Source organism: Pseudovibrio denitrificans JCM 12308 (assembly GCF_001310815.1).
GTDB lineage: Bacteria > Pseudomonadota > Alphaproteobacteria > Rhizobiales > Stappiaceae > Pseudovibrio > Pseudovibrio denitrificans.
This window is the reverse complement of the sequence record NZ_BAZK01000006.1, coordinates 212,392-229,626: the sequence shown is the minus strand read 5'-3', so window position 1 is coordinate 229,626 and position 17,235 is coordinate 212,392. Positions and strand designations below refer to the sequence as shown.

The following is a 17,235-nucleotide window of genomic DNA, read 5'->3' as shown; positions in this document are numbered from 1 at the left end:
TTTTGAAGTTGTCTGGTTCTATCAAACTCGTAACTGTCGCAGCTATGACCGGCCTGCTTGGCTGGCAGGGCATGGCTGTTGCGCAAACAACCCCGAGCGGTGGAACCACACCTCAAGGCGCAAGAACGGTTGATCCGTACAATCCAAACGGATCACCACTGCTGCCTTCCCCAGTTTCAAGAGCCCCTTACATCCCGCAGGTCACCCCAACGCCGGAAACCATTCAGGGCGATCCGGCCTACGGTGCCTTCCAGCGCGGTTGGTATCTGACAGCATTGGCTCTGGCGACCCGTCAGGCCGAAGCTGGAATCACCAGCTCTAAAACCCTGCTCGGCGTTCTTTATGAATCCGGCAGAGGCATCCCGCAGGACCTGCCATTGGCCGCCAGCTGGTATGAGCTCGCCTCCAACGATGGTGACCCACAAGCTGCCCTGCGCCTCGGCCTGCTTTATCTGGCTGGTGCTGGCACCAAGGCTGACAAGGACAAGGCCGCCCAACAGCTGGAAAAAGCTGCTGCTGCCAACATCCCCGAAGCCCTCTACAATCTCGCCCTCCTCCATCAGGAAGGCAAAGTCCGTCCAAACGATCCCAAGCAAATCAAATCATTGCTGGAGCGCGCCTCTGAAACCGGTGACGCAGACGCAATGCTGGAGCTGGGCATCTACCTGAAGGACGGCCCGGAAGAGATCCGCGATCCACTACGCGCCGCCTTCTGGATGGGCCGCGCCGCCCGCCGTGGCTTGGTCCCAGCACAGATCTACTACGCAACCTTGCTGTTTAAAGGCGATGGCGTCGTGCCAAACGAGGCAGAAGCCGCAGATTGGTTCGAACGCGCTGCCAGCAAAGGCAATCCGATCGCTATGAACCGTCTCGCCCGTATCTACGCCAATGGCCGCGGACGCCCAGTGGATCTGATCGAAGCATCTGCATGGCAGTTCCACGCTGGTCGTCAGGGTATCCTCGACAGCGATCTGGAAGCTCTCTCCAACTCACTCTCTCTGGAGCAGCAGGAGCAAGCCAGCAAGCGCGCAGCCGAAATCGGGATTAAAATCGGGGCCTCACCAGTACTTCAGTCAGCTCAATAACATCTGACTATAGTGTTTTTGATGATAAACCGATGAGTTTTTGCGTAAAATTATCATCATATAAAGTATAAAAATCAAGTAGACTCTGACCCACACAACATCAACTTAAACACACTCAGCTTCGCGCAACGTCAGTCGATTAAATTACTCTGGTCTTTTAATCGAAAAGAAATCAGATGAAGCAAATAAGTGTATTTATCAGTCGCTTAGCTTTAGCCTTAGGCATTGGTGTCATTTCATTTCTGACATTCGGTGAAATGATCGCGACTGGCCTGCTTGATATAGCGTCCCCGCCCAGGTTGCGGCACTCGGCAAGGTGGCAACTTTCGTTCTTGCTGTCATTTTCGTTGCACAGACCACCAGACGCAGAAGCGACAGAAAGCCCTGAGCTTTTCCGCACTCACCTTGTGGATATGCACTGGAATGCAGGTTCACGGCGAGCATCCGCTCTTTTTCCTTGAAAATCACGTGAAATTATGTTGCACAGACCTCCAGACAGGCTGCGACCCTAGCTCAGCGCCAATCCGCGTCCGGCTGTAACATTATCAAACTGATTGGTAGTTCTATGAAACTCAATGGCAACGAAATTAAGCCAGGCAACGTGCTTATGCACCAGGACACACTTTGGGCTGTTGTAAAAGTTCAGCACGTGAAGCCAGGTAAAGGCGGCGCATTTGCTCAGGTAGAAATGAAAAACCTGCTTGACGGTCGCAAGCTGAACGAACGCTTCCGCGCAACTGAGTCCGTTGAGCGTGTTCGCCTTGAGCAGAAAGACTACCAGTTCCTCTATGAAGAAGGCGACATGCTGGTATTCATGGATAACGAAACTTACGAGCAGCTAGAACTCCAGAAAGAGTTCGTTGGTGAGCGCGCAGCATTCCTTCAGGACGGCATGACCGTGACTGTTGAACTGCACGAAGAAAAGCCAATCGGCATTTCCCTCCCAACCCACGTCACTCTGGAAATCGTTGAAGCTGACGCAGTTGTAAAAGGCCAGACCCAGTCTTCCTCTTACAAGCCAGCAGTTCTGGAAAACGGCGTTCGTTGTATGGTGCCTCCGTTCATCACCTCCGGTGAGAAGATCGTTGTAGACACCGACACTGTTGAATACGTTCGTCGCGCAGAGAAATAATCTAAAAGCAATAAAGATGAGGCAGCATACGGCTGCCTCATTACCCATTCAGGAACGGTGAATATAAAATGGCACGTACGGCCCTTCTCAACGTAATGGTCCAGGCTGCGACAAAAGCTGGTCGCTCTCTGGCACGGGACTTCGGCGAAATTGAAAACCTGCAAGTATCCCGCAAGGCCCAGGTGACTTTGTCTCCCAGGCAGATCACAGAGCAGAAAAAATCGTTCGTGAGGAACTTCAGAAAGCACGCCCAACCTACGGCCTGCTGATGGAAGAATCCGGCGAAGTGGAAGGCACTGATGGCCAGCACCGCTGGATCATTGACCCACTCGACGGCACAACAAACTTCCTGCACGGTATTCCGATCTTTGGCGTTTCCATCGCTCTGGAACGCGCAGGTCAGATCGTAGCAGCAGTGATCTACAACCCGATCATGGACGAGCTGTACACCGCTGAAAAAGGCTCTGGCGCATTCTGTAACGACCGCCGCCTCCGCGTTGCAGCTCGTAAAGACATGACCGACTGTCTGATCGGCACCGGCATTCCATTCATCGGTGTTGGCGACCATGGCCGCGCACTGAAAGAAATCCGCCACGTGATGGGCGAAGTCGCAGGCATTCGCCGCGCTGGTGCAGCTGCACTGGATCTGGCATGGGTCGCTTCTGGTCGTCTCGATGCATTCTGGGAAAACGGTCTGCATCCTTGGGACATGGCAGCAGGCGTTCTGCTGGTTCGTGAAGCTGGTGGTTTCGTGTCCGATGCCAACGGCAAGGACAACATGTTCGAATCCCGCACCATCATCGCAGGCAACGAGTTCACCCACCTTCAGCTGCGTGAACTGCTGGCAAAAGCCAAGTCATAAGACAGACGGCGCTTCAGCCCAAGAATTCCAAAAGGCAGCTTGCCCCGGACCACTCCGGCAAGCTGCCTTTTTTGTTGTGCGATGCTCTACGCCCGCACCTGAAACTTCTTCGCCAGCACCTTCACAGCGGCATCCGTGCTTAGCCCAGCAATAGCCTGGATCTGCGCAGCATCATCAAAGAAGCATTTCATCACAGCGATGGCAGGGGATTGATCCAATGCGCCATATCCACCTGCGCGATCTCCGTCACCAGCCGCTGATGGAACCGGTTGAGTGCAAACTTTGTGCTATGCTTAGTCAAAGCGTCAATGGCGTGTTTCTTGATCTCAGCTTCCACAGTGCTCCGACGCACTGAGTTCCCTTGACCTACTTCAATGCCATTCTTGCGCGCATACTTGCGCATAGCCTGCGGATCGCCTGCAATCACCTTTTGCAACTGCTTGCTCTTATAGTGATGAATGCCCCACTTGATCAGCCGGGCTCCAGCCATAGTGACGGTTCCCAGCACAAACGCCCCGCCAATGGCCGCCCCAACTGGCCACGCCGCCGCCGCCACACCAGCAGCAACCACACCGCCTGTCGCAGCTGCCACAACACCAGCCACACCGGAAACCGTGAGGGCAGCAAAGCCCAGTCCATCAACGGCAGAAAGCACAGCCTTCCCGATCTTGGTGTTTCGCGCACGGGACTGATTATCGGCAATCGTCTTCGTAATCATTGCCAGCTCAGCATCCCGCGCCCGAGAGACCTTCCGCGATCCATCCAAGCCGGAAACAGGAACCTCCTGCCGCTCCGCAAACAACCGATGTAAGGCCTGAGCTTTCTTGCCTGTCTGGTGATGTTTGAAGGCACGGATAGCAGTGACACTGGCATCATAGGCAGAAAGCCCAACAGCAAGAACGCCCACTCCTGCACCAACAGTGCCAGCAGCATAACCTAGCCCCTGCGTGACCAGCGAAATGCCCTCAACGTTGGCAGAGAGCGCTCTTTCAGCAATAGCCAAGCCATCAGAGACCATCGCAAGCCCCCAAACCTCAGCGGACAGAATGTTGACATGCATCTGGGTCTTGTAATCACTGCGCATGGCCTTCGCCAAAGTGGCGTTTTTGCCGTAATTCGCAACAAGGCCTGTCAGCGCCTTATGAGCCTTGTCCGCAGCCTTCATCCGCCCTTTCAGCGCACCATCCAGATGATCTAAAGCCCCTTCCAGATGCGCAGCCTCACTGGCAGAACTTTCTCCATAAGTCAGCGCCACCTGACTTCGCAGAACAGTCAGCCGCTCCACCTCATCAGCAGCCCCTTTCTCCACTCTGACATACGCTTCTAAGGCAGACTTCGCAGACGCTGACAAGTTAGGGAACAAACCATTCAGCGCAACACCAAGACCCTGCTTCGTGATCTTGCCGGCCTGAACCGCTTGCGCCAAGGAGTCCACCAATGTCAGCGGAGAATCATCACCCTTCTGCACATCCTTGACCATGCGGGATAGGGCCGCCAGCTCGGCAATGTCTTTCTGTGCCTCAAGAAACTGCTTGGCTTCAGTGCGATACGTATTAAGCGCGTTGTCCGCTGCCTTCATGCTTGTGTAAGCGGATCGCGCAGAAATCAGGCTCTGGATTGCCCCCAGCGCATAATAAAAACTGGTAAACCCAAAGCGACCATAAGCAACACCATCAGTGATCGGCACTTCGGTCCGGAAGATCTCTTCTCGCCCATTCACCGCAGCATTGATCAGCGGCATCACATTGTGCGGAAACTTGCCCAGTCCATTGCGCACCAGACCTTCCGTCTGCACACCTTCCGCAATCGCACCTCGCGCTGTCACGCGGGAGGGATGATAGCCACCCTCTTGCCCACCAGCCGTTTCAGTAAGCTTAGCTGTGCTGACCCCATGCCACTCTTCCTGCCCCGCCCGCAGCAACGACTGCGCCCGGCCACTACCCAGCGCCCGATCCAGTGCTGGCTGACGCTCTTTCAGATGACCTTCCAGATCCTCCAGGACAGGCAGAAGCATCTCAACCGTGTCACGGCCTGCTGCTGAACCACCAGCCACCCCATTCAGATGCTCAACCAAAGCCGTCTTGGTTGTTTCTTGTTCTGGCTCAGCAAAAGAGACGGACACCAACTGCTTCTGAAGATCTGCCGCTCGCTCTTTCGTCAGCAAGCCCGGATCTTTTGCAAATGCCTGCAGAGCCTGAAACACCCGATGCTCACTGCCAACACCAGCAGTCTTGTTACCAAACCGGGCCTGCCCGCCCAAAACATCCCGCTGCACAGGCTGTAGCTTGAGGCGCGCATCCAGCAACGCTCGCTCCATGGAAGAGAGAGGCGGCCCGTTCCGTTCTGACTGTGCTGTTTGCCCGGACAGGTCAGAGGATGGAACAGGTCGCCGATGAAAACTCGCCATGGAAACAGCCCGCTGTGGCTGAGGAACCCGTCTTTCCTGCCCGTCTGCAACCGGCACCACTGACAACCGATAGGGCATCCGTGCCGATTGGGTGCTCCCGCTCCTTGAAGCCGTATGCCCTCCTGCTTGATCGACAGGCGGTGTCACGTTAGAGCTGGGTGTGCTGACTTGCGATGTTACTCCGGTATTCCTCATGGTGGCATTCCTCCCAAACCACTCAGACCAATATATGCTCCGAGGTCCACTGGCTTTCTGCTCCTCCGGCATCACTCAGCGAATGGCGCAGCTGCAAAGCCTCACCAATAAAGCTCTTCAAAGCTTCCATCAGATGCTCAACGGGATCGCTCATGTGTAAGAGGAGTTGCTGGCGCACCGCATAATGCTGCTGCGCATCAAGGATAAGGCCAAAAGACGTAAGTTGCCCAACACGTGCCAAAAGGGTTTTCAGTTGTGGCAGTTCAAGACCATTTTCCGGAAAGACATCAGCCTCAAGCTGCACTTCATAACGCCGTTCCTGATAGCGCGCCGAAATCATCGTCGTCAGATGGTGCTCATCTGAATGAAGCGCGACCTGCCCCGCCCTGTTGGGAGCCAGATCTGGCAAGTGCAACAGTGCGGCAAGCCGTTCAAATAGGTCCAGTAATTCCGTCTCCTGACATCGCCCCATTATGCTCTCCCCAAAACTGCATGAAGCAAAAAGCGAACCATCACGAGCGTAGAGAAGCAACAAAGCCCCAAGTGTATCGAAGAGCACAATCAAACGACGAAATTGATATTTTATTTCTCTAAAAATGAAATCGTTGAAATATAATAACCCAACGGAAGAACATTAGCTCCAGACCAGCTTGCGTAGATCAATACTCATCGCAAGCTAATCTGGCAGGTCAGGTCGATTAATTTGGAAACGGTAATTCCTTGCTGACCTCATAAACCTTTGCCGTCATTCCCTTTGATTTCAAAGAGCTTAGCTCCTTTTGAAACTTGGCCATATGCGGGGTTTTAAAGTGCGGAATAAGCGCATCCATACTCTCCCACATCTCATAGATCCTCAGGATATTCGGGTTCGTCGCATCCAAAGACGATTTGTAGGAGATACAGCCAGTTTCTTCAGCTGTCGCCGCATCCATTTCCTGTACAGCACCAATCTTCTGCTGAATCTGATTGTCTTCAAACTCAACCTCAACAGTCACGATAATCATTCCAGTTCCCTTCTTGTCTAATTTCTGAGCTGCTGCAAAAACCGGTCCCGGCACCATGCCGGTCACCATGCTCGCAGCCAGTGCCTGCAAAACCACACGTCGTTCCATGTCCGCAGTCCTTTCATTTCCAGCAAATCGCCATGCTGTTCATCAGCGCAATCAGCCTCATTCAAATTACAACATGACATTTTTTGTATTTTTGTAATTATTGACAAAATGACATTTTTTGTCAAGATGTGAAAATGGAAAATTTGCGAGAGAAGATTCTGGAAGCCGCCATACAGGCATTCATGCGCTATGGCGTCGGCCGCACCCGCATGCACGACATTGCCTCAGAAGCAGGCGTGGCGCGCCAGACAGTCTATTCAAACTACAAAAACAAAACCGAGATCCTGTGCGCCTGCATCTCGTACTTCTCGGAGCAGTCACTCACTGCTATTCAGGGCGAATGGGCACAGCTGGAAACACTGGAGGATAAGCTCAACGCCTATCATGAGCACGCCATCATCGCCTCCTTCAAGGTCATCACCGCCTCCGAGGAAGCCAGAGACATGGTCGGCGGTTTCAATGAGGAAGGCAAAGCAGCCACCCTGCGAGCGCAGCAGACCAAAATCACAGCCTGCGCGGATATGCTCTCTGACTACACGTTTACCCAGCAAAGCCCGCAGCAACTCGCCGAATACCTCGTGCTGTCCTCCCTCGGCATCCGGATCATGCCCAGTCAGAGGATCAGCTGCGCCAGCTTCTCAACACTCAAACAAAAGGCATTCTGGCCCTGTTAGCCTGAGCAAAGTTATTCATTAAAACCCAACAGAAACTGCTTGACCTCAAGTCGACTTGAAGTGGCACTTTTAGCTAAATTCCTAGAAGGAAAGGCAAAAACGTGCACACAACAAGTCTTCTGGTCAACGCTCTTCTCCTGGGCATTGGCGCAACAATTTTCATGGATCTGGTCGCTTGGGTCCGGCTTCGGTTCTTCTCCATCCCAGCCTTAGACTACCGCCTCGTAGGCCGCTGGATGCTCAGCATGCCGCGCGGCCAATACAATCACCAAACCATCATGCAGAGCCCGCCACAGCCATTTGAGCATTCCACCGGCTGGGTGGCACACTACGCGATCGGCGTTATACTGGCCCTAATGATGCTGGCGGTCACCGGACCAGACTGGCTGCAAAACCCAACCATCCTGATGCCACTTGTCATCGGCTTCCTCTCCCTGGGTTTTCCCTTCTTCCTCATGCAACCCGCCTTTGGCTTTGGCATTGCTGCCGCCAAAACGCCTGCCCCGAAGATTGCCAGAATAAGAAGCTTCATCGCCCACATATCCTTCGGCCTCGGCCTCTACCTCACCGGACTGTGCCTGATCTCCCTCCCCCTATAAGACACGTCCAGCAACCCACAGCCGCAAAGCCAACAAATTGAGGCTGTGGGTTTGCTCCTCATTTGTTTTCTTAAAGTAGATTGGCACCACCATTGAACACGACACAGACCAGTATTTGGAACGGGACGACCATGCCAAAACCCTATCCAACACTTCCGGAAGGGACACGCATTTACGCAGTTGGTGACATCCACGGCAGGCTAGACCTGCTGGAAACCATGGGCAAAGCCATCGAGAGCGACCTGACAAAACGCCCGATCGCCGACCCCGTAACTGTCTTCCTCGGAGATTACATCGACCGAGGCCCGGACAGTCAGGGCGTCATCGATTTCCTCGTCGACAACCACCACCGCACGCCCCGCCAGATCTGCCTGAAAGGCAATCACGAAGCATCCTTGCTGGAATTTCTGGAAGACGCGGGCACGCTCTACCACTGGGAAGATCTGGGCGGCATGGAAACCCTGCTGTCCTATGGCCTTTCCCACCATGATCTGATGGGCTCCGCAGGCGCAGAAAGTGTGCAGACCATCTTCAGAGAGAACTTCTCCAAGCTGCACGAAACCTTCTTCAGATCACTGGAGCTCTACTACAAACGCGGCGACTACCTGTTCGTCCACGCTGGCATTCGGCCCGAACTGGCACTGGAAGAACAAAGCGACGATGAGCTCATGTGGATCCGCGGCCCTTTCCTCAATTATGAGAAGAGTTTCGGCCTCTTCGTCGTCCACGGTCATACACCCGTGGAACACATCGACCGCCGCACCAACCGGCTGGATGTAGACACCGAGGCCTACGCCTCCGGCCAGCTCACCTGCGCAGTGCTGGAAGGCAGCGAAATGCAGTACATCACCGCCACGACGGACGGCTGGGAACTCTTCGACTTCATTCCCACGCACAAATAGCGCAAGACCTTACATCTGCACGATAAACTGATGCGCCGCCGCATACTGCATGTAAGAGCGCAACAACTGCTTCTGATCCTTCATCTTCAGCTTGCCCTGCGCACTCTTCAACTGCTTACGCGCCGTATCCGGTTGAATGTCAGCAACTCCTCCCACCATGACCACATCCCGTCTAAAACACGGCAGCACGCGCACGAAAATGCGACTTATTTAAAAACTTACGCATTTCTTGCCCAATCGCGGCGATTTGCGGTTTCCTATTAACCGGAAATCGCGTTATCTAAAGACATCATTAACTTTAAGGCGGGTTCTGCTTGATTGGTCTGACCAGACAAAACGAAGCCGCTTTGCTTTAGATGTACGCAGGATAATGGCACGCGACTACGATCCCTACAGTCTGTCGAGCCCGCAGGTTTACCTGTGGCGCATGATTATTTTTCTGGTCCTGGCAGGCTTCATCGCCTTTGTCTTGATTGGACAAATCACGGAAGCCTTCATGGCAAACCCGGCATTGAACGGCCTGATCGTAGGCGTCGCGACACTGGGTATTCTCCTGTCATTCCGGCAGGTTCTTCGCATTTTCCCGGAAGTCTCCTGGGTCAACGGCTTCCGCCTCGGCGATCCGCGCCTTGAGGTCCGCCGTCCTCCAATCCTTCTGGCACCCATGGCAACCCTGCTTGGCAACAAAGCAGGCGACATGACCATCTCGCCAACCACCATGCGCTCCATGCTCGATTCCATCGGCATGCGCCTGGATGAATCCCGCGAGATTTCCCGCTACCTCACCCGCCTGCTCATCTTCCTCGGTCTGGTCGGCACCTTCTGGGGCCTGATGCAAACCGTGGGCGCTGTGGCAACCACCGTCAGCACGCTGAACGCGGCAGGCGGCGATGCCAACGTGCTCTTTGAAGATCTGGTCTCCGGCATCACCGCACAGATGACCGGCCTCGGCATCGCGTTCTCCTCCTCCCTCCTTGGTCTGACCGGTTCCCTCGTTCTGGGCTTCCTCGATCTGCAGGCAGGACAGGCACAGAACCGCTTCTATCAGGAGCTGGAAGACTGGCTCTCGACCCTGACGGACATCGACCCAGACGAGCTGGGCAACGGCACCACGGCAGATATGGCCGCAGACCTGCGCATCACGCTGGACAAGCTGCGCAAGTCCATGGAAGCCAAAGGCACCACACAGGACGAAGCTCCAACGCCGCCATGAGCAAACTGGCAGAAGGCATTCAGGGCCTCGTCCAGCATGTACGCTCCGAGCAGAAGATGATGCGCGAATGGGCCGAAGGCCAGTCCATGCAGCAGCGCCGTATCGAACGGTTCCTGAAAACGCTCACCGCAGAGGTAGAGCGGGAGAAGGAATAAAGCATGGCAGGAGTACGCACACGCAGGTCTCAAAGCAGCTCAGAGGATTACTGGCCGGGTTTCGTGGATGCCATGTCCGCGCTCCTGCTGGTGTTCATCTTCCTGCTCTCCATCTTCATGATTGCGCAGTTCTTTCTCAGCCAGCAGCTGTCTGGTCGGGATAAGGTGCTCAATCGCCTCAACCAGCAAATCGCAGAGCTCACAGAGCTGCTGGCGCTGGAAAAGGCGAATGTGGGAGATCTGGAATCCACCATCTCCTCCCTACAACTGGGTCTGGAACAAGCCTCTGGAGAACGGGATCGTCTTCAGGGCCTGCTCAACGAGCGTTCCGGCCAGATTGACGAAGCAGGAGGTGCACTGGCTGCCCTTCAGGCCAAACTGGAAGGCGAACAGAACATCAGCTCCAAGGCTCTGGCACAGGTGGAACTGCTGAACCAGCAGATCAGCGCCCTGCGCCGCCAAATTGCCGTGCTGGAAGACGCACTGGACGCCTCAGAAAAGCGTGACCGAGAAAGCCAGACGCGCATTGCCGACCTTGGCAAACGGCTCAACGTGGCCCTCGCCCAGCGCGTACAGGAGCTGTCTCGCTACCGCTCAGACTTCTTTGGCCGCTTGCGCGAAATCCTCGCCCAGCGCTCCGATATTGAGGTTGTCGGCGACCGCTTCGTGTTCCAGTCTGAAGTGCTGTTCTCCTCCGGAGATGAAGAGGTCAACCCGCAAGGCAGAAACCAGCTGGATATCCTCGCAAGCGCTATTCTGGAGCTGGAAGGTCAGATCCCGGATGAAATCAACTGGGTCCTGCGCGTGGATGGTCACACAGATGCCCGTCCCCTCTCCGGCACAGGCCGCCTGCGCGACAACTGGGAACTCTCAGCCGCCCGCGCCATCTCGGTGGTCAAATACCTCATCTCCAAGGGCGTGGAACCCGACCGCCTGGTCGCCGCCGGCTTCGGCGAGTTCCAACCCCTAGAAGAAGGCACCACCGATGAAGCCTACGCCAAAAACCGCCGCATCGAGCTAAAACTCACACAGCGGTAACGGCTGATAAAACCAAACACAAAAACAGGCGCCCGAGCATCCCTCAAGCGCCTGTTTTATTTCTGGATACCGGATCTCCACGACGCTCCGCCCGGCATGACGGCAGTGGACCTCAACTATCCGTCCAAGGCTATCAAAAGTGCTCAATGGGATAGGCTAAACTGACACAAAACCGCTGACCTTCAAGGCACCAGACAACCGTTATGCGGACAAAGCGGACTTTCGCTGCACAGCATGATTTCATGGGATGTCGCTTGCGTCGCGGGGACACAAGCGGACATTTGGGCTGTTCCATCAAGGGTTGGACCAGCACTCTTGAAAGATGCCTTGAGTGCCTTCGATAATTTGCTTTGTTTCTCCAGCCCCTTAGCCGATATTCATCGATGCGCCGGCTTCCGCAAGTGCAGCCATTTTTCTTGACGAAAAGCTGTTGTTCGCTGCATTGCAAGAACCGAAAATGTATGTGGCTGTTTCAACATGTACCGGCCACACAGCGGGCTTTCGAGCGGCTTTATTATGAGTTGATGCTGTTCAGGTATCAGCTAGGTGGGAGAATTTTCGAATGAATGCTAGCTGCAAATCGCGTTGCTCAATCAGATCTTCCCCGTAGGTCCTAATATATTCTTTTATGGCCTCTTGAAGCTGATTTCGCCAAACACGTTTCTTTTGCGGATCAACTGCAACGTTACCGGAAGCCCATATAAGCCATCCATTTTTCGTTCTTGCCTCATGCAGCAGTGCGCATCGCACATTCGAATAGAAGGACTCGGCACTCTCTATTGTTTTGAAACAGTTCGCAAAAGGCTTTTCGGTGACGAGGAAGTCTCGAAATAACTCACGGCTCTTAGAATACTCGAACTCTCCTAACCGCTCACCACGGACCAGATACTTAAAATTTTTTCCCAGTTTCAGAGCTGCAAGGAACTCAATGAGCGCGCATTGAATGGATACGATTGCAAAGCCCTCACCTTCAAGGGCTCCAGCTTCTTGGATCGCTTGAATGGGTTCAAGATAGCGGTCTTTAAGTCGCCTCATCAGAAATTTATCAAATGTTTCCGCCCAAAGCTCGGGTGATGGCTTGTCTCTTAGTTCTACTCTTCGCTTATGCCAATCTTCTCGTTTCAAGTCTCCAGCAATGTAGGCCTCTCGCTCCTTTACATCATCCATTCAACATTCTCCTCACACTGTTCAGGCCCAACTTAACTCTTCGGTGATTTTGTCTTATCGACTACGATAACCCCGTCCACCTGCAGAACAGCAGACACGATCACAATAGGCATTTGAGATGAGCTACGCACATTCATTAGAATGTTTATTTCTCAGTTGCTCTAAGAATAAAGGAAGCTCTTCCTCCATCGCTCGATTAAAACTACCATGTCCATTAAAAGGACGTTTATTTTTTGGGGTGTCTGCTTGGTGATGTTTTGTGAGTAGCCAGTGGTAGAAGTAGAGAAAGCCCTCAATACAGACATCTGAGAGATATTTTCCGACAAATGCAGTATTTGATAGGCCTTCGTTCAAAGGCATTTCATCACCGTGCACAATATCACCTCTTTTGGAATAAAACTCATCGACTTTTCCATTTAGGTCAGCCCGCCATCCAGAGTATTCGAGTAGTAAACGAGAGCGTATTACAAGTTGGTTTTTCTTACCGCGTTCCTCTGTGACGAAGAGTGCCTCCAAGCAATTCGAAAAAGCAACGACTCTCTCGGCGCTGCTTATTGGGCTGTTTCCGATGTCCAACCATATCATCGCAGTAACGATCTTGGATTCGAGATAGTCCCATTGACTAAGGTTAACTATTTTTTCAATCAATCGTCCAAAGACGATGAACCAAGATCGAGATGATGCAGTTAATAAATGCTCAACTTCTTCGTTATTGCCGTTTAGAATAAAGCGGCGTCCCCATCCAAGGTTTATCTTTGAAGGCTCTTTCCCACTAGGCTCAGATGTTAGCCGGTAATTCGTGAGACCGGGCATTGATTGCTTCTCAGTGCCGAGCCATTGTGCTGGTTCTTGCTCTAAACGCGCTTTGATTGAAGCGATTGCTAAACGTACGCACAAGAATGCTCGTTCCTCTGCAAGTTTTTCATCAAAATCTGAAATTTTTATGCAAGCTATCCAATTCTGTACTTTATAAAAATCCTCAAACTTACTAAATTCCATGGAATGATAAGCTGCAATTCTTTCAGAATAGTGGGCTGAGAATTTCTCTTTGCTTATGAACGTGACCGGGCCAATTTTGAACTGCGTCATTCCTTGAAAGTAAGGTGCAATGCACGGAATGTAGTACTCCTTAGTTACGCATAAACTTGAGACTGCTCTCTTAATGCAAGCTTCGATGAGCGAAACTTCGTCAATTTCCTCTTGCTTCCAAATGATGCGCCCAAACTCTTCTCGTAAGATTTTAAAGAACGGATCTATTCTTACACGACCAGACAAACGTTCATCGTCTACAATAATCTCTTTTGCGAGGGTGAGTAATCTTTGATACGCGCTCTTGCCAGTATATAGTTCCCGACCATTCGGTAGCGGAAGTTTACAAAGCCAGCCTCCATCTTGCAGCATTAACCGGAAAGAATCTTTGTCTTTTACAATTTCCTGGTGACGGATCAACTCACTCTTAAGATAGTCAAATGTATGGCGTATTTGACGTTTTTTCTGTCTGTTCACCAAATGCTCCGATCTCAAAAAGTAGTTATAGTATATATGTTTAACTACTTTGCCACGTCACCAATTAATTACATTAGAGGTAACTCGGTTTGTTTGGACAGTTGAGCCAGATTTATACAAGGTAAGGTCCGCTAGCAGTTGAGCACAAGCTTTGACTAAAAATGCTCATAAGTAGATCAAATGGCTGCAAATGATCAAAAACGACTTGCTGCACTCGCGAAGCCCTGCGCCCCGGTCAAAGTCCGCAAAGGGCTCATCCCACCTCTCAACCCACTCAAGGCACTTCCTACCCTCAATCCGGCTATCACACACCTTCACGCGGGACAGATAACTCGACCACTTTGCAATGTCCGCCTTACGCACTTTTGAGCGCCAGGATTTGATAACGAAGTAGGTGCTGTCATTGCCCAGGATAGCCTTGGTCAACACTGTCTCACTTTTGGAAGCAGGTGTGGTGGTGCAGCTGGTTAGAAACAGGCCGAACTCGTAGCCGTTCTCACGTCCCTTTTTCAGCAAGCGCCCGTCTTGCTGCTTGCAGATAGGGCTCTTCACCTTTGTATATTGCGTCTCCAGCACCTTCATAGGTACTCGCCGGGAAAAGTGGATCTGAACGGTCACCATGTCCTTCCAGGTCTTCAAGGACTGTTCACGAGGGATCATCTCGGAAACCAGCAGGCCATTCTTGTTTTGTGAAAAAGCAACTTTGTAGCCTTCAGGCATCCCCACCAGAAGGTTCTCGTCCTTCAGGCCAGAGGCAAACGAAACACCACTTGCAACAAGCAATGCAAATACAGCACCAAGCAATCTACACATCAGAGCAACAGTCCAATCAACCAGAAATTGAAGTGATGCTACATCATAGCCTCAAACCTCAACAAGGGGAGTAACTTCCCTGATGAGCAGGCCAACGTCCAGCCAGCAAATACTCAGCCCCGTCTAGTCCAGCACCAACAAACATAGCAACGCAGCAAAAACGGAAAAAAACGCAGAATAACGCAAAGCTGCGCATAGCGACGCAAACAGCAAAAAAGCCGCGCCCGGGTGGGCAACGGCTTTTCAGGTTATCCTACACAGTCGGGGCAGTTTTTTGAGAGTTATGCCCCTTCAAAGCGCGTTCTTAGCGCTCGTCTTCGTCCTCATCACCTTCACCCATGGATTTGAAGTTCGCGAACACAGCGTCTGCATCCACTTCCTCTTCTTCTTCACGGGTCTTCGGTGCTGGGGTCGAAAACGCAGCTGCAATCGCGTCTTCGCTTGTTGTTTCGTCAACAGGCATAAGGGTCTGCGGCTCTTCACCTTCCATAGGCTTCGGAGCGTTCTTCGCAGCTTTCTCAACTTCGATGTCCAGCTCAATCTGGGAACACAGACCCAGAGTGACAGGATCCATCGGCTCAAGGTTCGCAGAGTTCCAGTGCGTTCTGGTGCGGATCGCTTCAATGGTTGGCTTAGTGGTGCCAACAAGACGCATGATCTGCGCATCCAGCAGCTCAGGATGGTAACGAACCAGCCACAGAATTGCGTTTGGACGATCCTGACGACGAGAAACCGGGGTGTAACGAGGGCCCTTGCGCTTGTTCTCAGGAACGCGCACCTTGGACTCCTGCACCTGCATGCGGTAGCTCGGGTTATTCTGAGCTTTTTCAATCTCTTCGCGGGTCAGCTGGCCAGTCAGAACAGGGTCCATACCCTTGATGCCCTGTGCAGCTTCACCATCAGCGATCGCCTTCACTTCCAACGGATGCAGCTTACAAAACGCAGCAATCTGATCGAAGCCCAGAGCGGTGTTATCTACCAACCATACGGCTGTTGCCTTTGGCATAAGCGGTGCGTTGGACATTGTATAAATCCCTCCTGTGTGCTCCACAGCCTAATCAAAGGTGGCGAAGCCGAATTCCATAAGAGTTTTTGGGGAAACTTGAGCGCACTATACGCCCACATTTCCCCAAAAGCAAACCAGATCAACACTTGCCGCCAGCTTCTTTAGGAAACCTGTGCGAATTGAAGCGGCACCTATGCACTTTCCCTGAAGTGCGTTCCGTTCGATTGAACAGGGTCAAACGATCAGGCTCGCTCCCCGAACACATGCTAGAACATAAAGCATGACTGCGAATGCAGGCAGAATGCTCTAAGCAACTTTCAGGATGATCTTTCCGATGTGGCTGGACCCTTCCATCCGGTCATGAGCAGCCCTTACATCACTGATATCAAAGACCTTATCCATAACCACCTTCACCCTCGCACTTTCCAGCAGCGGCCAGACCTTCTCATGAAGAGCCTCAGCGATATGCCCTTTGTACTCGTTGGTCCGCGGTCGAAGCGTAGAACCGGTATGTGTCAGCCGCTTCATCATTAATCGGCTAAAGTTGACATTTTCCGAAGGCCCATGCAGCGTCGCAATCTGGCAGATCCGCCCTTCAATGGCAGCAACGATCCAGTTCTTCTCCACGTAATCACCGCCAACCATATCAAGGATCACCTCAACACCTTGTTTGCTGGTGATGTTGCCGATCTCTTTCACAAAATCGGTACTGCGATAGTTGATGACATAGTCCGCCCCAAGCTCCCGAACAGCCTGTGCCTTCTCCTCAGAGCCGACAGTGGTGAACACCTCAGCCCCAAAGGCCTTTGCCAGCTGAATAGCAGTCGTTCCGATCCCAGAAGAGCCGCCATGAACGAGGAACTTCTCCCCGGACTGCAACCCCAGCCTATCAAACACATTCGACCACACGGTGAAGAAGGTTTCAGGCACGCCAGCCGCTTCCTCCATGGACATCCCAGCCGGCACATGCAGAACATGCGCAGCAGGCGCGACACAATACTCCGCATATCCCCCTCCCGGCGTCAGCGCACACACGCGCTCGCCAACTTTATGAGAGGCAACCCCTTCTCCAAGCTCAACAATTTCACCGGAGACTTCCAAGCCGAGTAGAGGCGAAGCACCCGGAGGCGGCGGATATGCCCCTTTGCGCTGAATGACATCCGGCCGATTGACGCCAGCAGCATGAACCTTGATCAGAACCTCACCAACACCAGGCTTTGGAACCTCAACCTCTGCAATTTCAAGGACTTCCGAGCCCCCAACACCGTTCATCACCACGGCTTTCATCATTTCTGGATGTCCCCCTACTGCCATCTGCTGCCCCAATCTCCGCACTCGCCAAAACTGCCGCTTGCTCACTTTCTCGATT

Annotated in this window: 17 protein-coding genes and 2 pseudogenes; 8 read left to right on the top strand and 11 right to left on the bottom strand. The window is 52.8% G+C overall.

What is annotated here, in order from left to right:
- The first annotated feature begins 2 nt into the window (after nucleotides 1-2).
- A complete protein-coding gene (locus tag JCM12308_RS09715; RefSeq protein ID WP_208609227.1) occupies nucleotides 3-1,085 on the top strand; it encodes a tetratricopeptide repeat protein in 1,083 nt (360 codons plus the stop codon).
- A gap of 231 nt (nucleotides 1,086-1,316) precedes the next feature.
- Here the strand turns inward: JCM12308_RS09715 and JCM12308_RS28510 are convergent, their stop codons facing one another.
- Nucleotides 1,317-1,553: a hypothetical protein gene (locus JCM12308_RS28510; RefSeq protein ID WP_174519188.1), complete on the bottom strand. Its 237-nt coding sequence runs from the start codon at nucleotides 1,551-1,553 to the stop codon at nucleotides 1,317-1,319.
- Nucleotides 1,554-1,650: 97 nt separating this feature from the next.
- Here JCM12308_RS28510 and efp point away from each other — a divergent pair, with 97 nt between their 5' ends.
- Both efp and JCM12308_RS09705 read left to right on the top strand, forming a co-directional pair.
- Nucleotides 1,651-2,217 (top strand): elongation factor P, encoded by a 567-nt coding sequence (efp, locus tag JCM12308_RS09710; RefSeq protein WP_008551541.1) that lies wholly within the window; start codon nucleotides 1,651-1,653, stop codon nucleotides 2,215-2,217.
- A gap of 68 nt (nucleotides 2,218-2,285) precedes the next feature.
- Nucleotides 2,286-3,079 (top strand): annotated as a pseudogene (locus JCM12308_RS09705) (inositol monophosphatase family protein).
- Nucleotides 3,080-3,165: 86 nt separating this feature from the next.
- On the opposite strand, the gene JCM12308_RS32195 reads toward JCM12308_RS09705, so the two are convergent.
- The 4 genes from JCM12308_RS32195 to JCM12308_RS09690 all read right to left on the bottom strand — a co-directional run bounded on the left by JCM12308_RS32195 (nucleotide 3,166) and on the right by JCM12308_RS09690 (nucleotide 6,793).
- Nucleotides 3,166-3,297, bottom strand: a complete 132-nt coding sequence (locus tag JCM12308_RS32195) for a hypothetical protein (RefSeq protein ID WP_280138362.1) — start codon at nucleotides 3,295-3,297, stop codon at nucleotides 3,166-3,168.
- On the bottom strand, nucleotides 3,270-5,681 hold the full coding sequence (locus JCM12308_RS09700; RefSeq protein ID WP_208978420.1) for a hypothetical protein: 2,412 nt from the start codon (nucleotides 5,679-5,681) through the stop codon (nucleotides 3,270-3,272). Before JCM12308_RS09700 ends, JCM12308_RS32195 begins: the two co-directional genes overlap by 28 nt.
- Before the next feature lie 22 nt (nucleotides 5,682-5,703).
- Nucleotides 5,704-6,153: a hypothetical protein gene (locus tag JCM12308_RS09695; protein WP_041768770.1), complete on the bottom strand. Its 450-nt coding sequence runs from the start codon at nucleotides 6,151-6,153 to the stop codon at nucleotides 5,704-5,706.
- Nucleotides 6,154-6,379: 226 nt separating this feature from the next.
- Complete coding sequence (locus JCM12308_RS09690) at nucleotides 6,380-6,793, bottom strand: putative quinol monooxygenase (protein ID WP_054783578.1); 414 nt, start codon at nucleotides 6,791-6,793, stop codon at nucleotides 6,380-6,382.
- Between the two features lie 134 nt (nucleotides 6,794-6,927).
- Here JCM12308_RS09690 and JCM12308_RS09685 point away from each other — a divergent pair, with 134 nt between their 5' ends.
- The 3 genes from JCM12308_RS09685 to JCM12308_RS09675 all read left to right on the top strand — a co-directional run bounded on the left by JCM12308_RS09685 (nucleotide 6,928) and on the right by JCM12308_RS09675 (nucleotide 8,968).
- Nucleotides 6,928-7,467 (top strand): TetR/AcrR family transcriptional regulator, encoded by a 540-nt coding sequence (locus JCM12308_RS09685; protein WP_054783577.1) that lies wholly within the window; start codon nucleotides 6,928-6,930, stop codon nucleotides 7,465-7,467.
- 101 nt (nucleotides 7,468-7,568) lie between these two features.
- Entirely contained in the window at nucleotides 7,569-8,066 is a 498-nt protein-coding gene (locus JCM12308_RS09680; RefSeq protein WP_054783576.1) for a DUF2938 domain-containing protein, read from the top strand.
- A gap of 131 nt (nucleotides 8,067-8,197) precedes the next feature.
- Entirely contained in the window at nucleotides 8,198-8,968 is a 771-nt protein-coding gene (locus JCM12308_RS09675) for a metallophosphoesterase (protein ID WP_054783575.1), read from the top strand.
- Between the two features lie 9 nt (nucleotides 8,969-8,977).
- Here JCM12308_RS09675 and JCM12308_RS27765 read toward each other — a convergent pair whose 3' ends face one another.
- Entirely contained in the window at nucleotides 8,978-9,127 is a 150-nt protein-coding gene (locus JCM12308_RS27765; protein WP_208609230.1) for a hypothetical protein, read from the bottom strand.
- 211 nt (nucleotides 9,128-9,338) lie between these two features.
- Between JCM12308_RS27765 and JCM12308_RS09670 the strand changes: the two are divergent.
- Nucleotides 9,339-10,336, top strand: a pseudogene (locus JCM12308_RS09670) (flagellar motor protein MotA).
- 3 nt (nucleotides 10,337-10,339) lie between these two features.
- Entirely contained in the window at nucleotides 10,340-11,374 is a 1,035-nt protein-coding gene (locus JCM12308_RS09665) for a peptidoglycan -binding protein (RefSeq protein ID WP_008551564.1), read from the top strand.
- A 531-nt stretch (nucleotides 11,375-11,905) separates the two neighbouring features.
- Here JCM12308_RS09665 and JCM12308_RS09660 read toward each other — a convergent pair.
- The 5 genes from JCM12308_RS09660 to JCM12308_RS09640 all read right to left on the bottom strand — a co-directional run bounded on the left by JCM12308_RS09660 (nucleotide 11,906) and on the right by JCM12308_RS09640 (nucleotide 17,180).
- Entirely contained in the window at nucleotides 11,906-12,541 is a 636-nt protein-coding gene (locus tag JCM12308_RS09660) for a hypothetical protein (protein ID WP_054783574.1), read from the bottom strand.
- 123 nt (nucleotides 12,542-12,664) lie between these two features.
- A complete protein-coding gene (locus tag JCM12308_RS09655) occupies nucleotides 12,665-14,047 on the bottom strand; it encodes a hypothetical protein (protein ID WP_128647365.1) in 1,383 nt (460 codons plus the stop codon).
- A 165-nt stretch (nucleotides 14,048-14,212) separates the two neighbouring features.
- Nucleotides 14,213-14,860: a hypothetical protein gene (locus JCM12308_RS09650; protein WP_128647364.1), complete on the bottom strand. Its 648-nt coding sequence runs from the start codon at nucleotides 14,858-14,860 to the stop codon at nucleotides 14,213-14,215.
- Between the two features lie 304 nt (nucleotides 14,861-15,164).
- On the bottom strand, nucleotides 15,165-15,884 hold the full coding sequence (locus JCM12308_RS09645) for a DUF1013 domain-containing protein (protein WP_054783571.1): 720 nt from the start codon (nucleotides 15,882-15,884) through the stop codon (nucleotides 15,165-15,167).
- 288 nt (nucleotides 15,885-16,172) lie between these two features.
- Nucleotides 16,173-17,180, bottom strand: a complete 1,008-nt coding sequence (locus JCM12308_RS09640) for an NAD(P)H-quinone oxidoreductase (protein ID WP_083417377.1) — start codon at nucleotides 17,178-17,180, stop codon at nucleotides 16,173-16,175.
- Nucleotides 17,181-17,235: the final 55 nt, after the last annotated feature.

Bases quoted from the DNA above. Each gene is read 5' to 3' on its own strand.
- JCM12308_RS09640 (WP_083417377.1), bottom strand. From the start codon at position 17,180: ATGGCAGTAGGGGGACATCCAGAAATGATGAAAGCCGTGGTGATGAAC.
- JCM12308_RS09660 (WP_054783574.1), bottom strand. From the start codon at position 12,541: ATGGATGATGTAAAGGAGCGAGAGGCCTACATTGCTGGAGACTTGAAA.
- JCM12308_RS09650 (WP_128647364.1), bottom strand. From the start codon at position 14,860: ATGTGTAGATTGCTTGGTGCTGTATTTGCATTGCTTGTTGCAAGTGGT.
- JCM12308_RS09645 (WP_054783571.1), bottom strand. From the start codon at position 15,884: ATGTCCAACGCACCGCTTATGCCAAAGGCAACAGCCGTATGGTTGGTA.
- JCM12308_RS09695 (WP_041768770.1), bottom strand. From the start codon at position 6,153: ATGGGGCGATGTCAGGAGACGGAATTACTGGACCTATTTGAACGGCTT.
- JCM12308_RS27765 (WP_208609230.1), bottom strand. From the start codon at position 9,127: ATGGTGGGAGGAGTTGCTGACATTCAACCGGATACGGCGCGTAAGCAG.
- JCM12308_RS09700 (WP_208978420.1), bottom strand. From the start codon at position 5,681: ATGAGGAATACCGGAGTAACATCGCAAGTCAGCACACCCAGCTCTAAC.
- JCM12308_RS09675 (WP_054783575.1), top strand. From the start codon at position 8,198: ATGCCAAAACCCTATCCAACACTTCCGGAAGGGACACGCATTTACGCA.
- efp (WP_008551541.1), top strand. From the start codon at position 1,651: ATGAAACTCAATGGCAACGAAATTAAGCCAGGCAACGTGCTTATGCAC.
- JCM12308_RS09685 (WP_054783577.1), top strand. From the start codon at position 6,928: ATGGAAAATTTGCGAGAGAAGATTCTGGAAGCCGCCATACAGGCATTC.
- JCM12308_RS09690 (WP_054783578.1), bottom strand. From the start codon at position 6,793: ATGGAACGACGTGTGGTTTTGCAGGCACTGGCTGCGAGCATGGTGACC.
- JCM12308_RS09665 (WP_008551564.1), top strand. From the start codon at position 10,340: ATGGCAGGAGTACGCACACGCAGGTCTCAAAGCAGCTCAGAGGATTAC.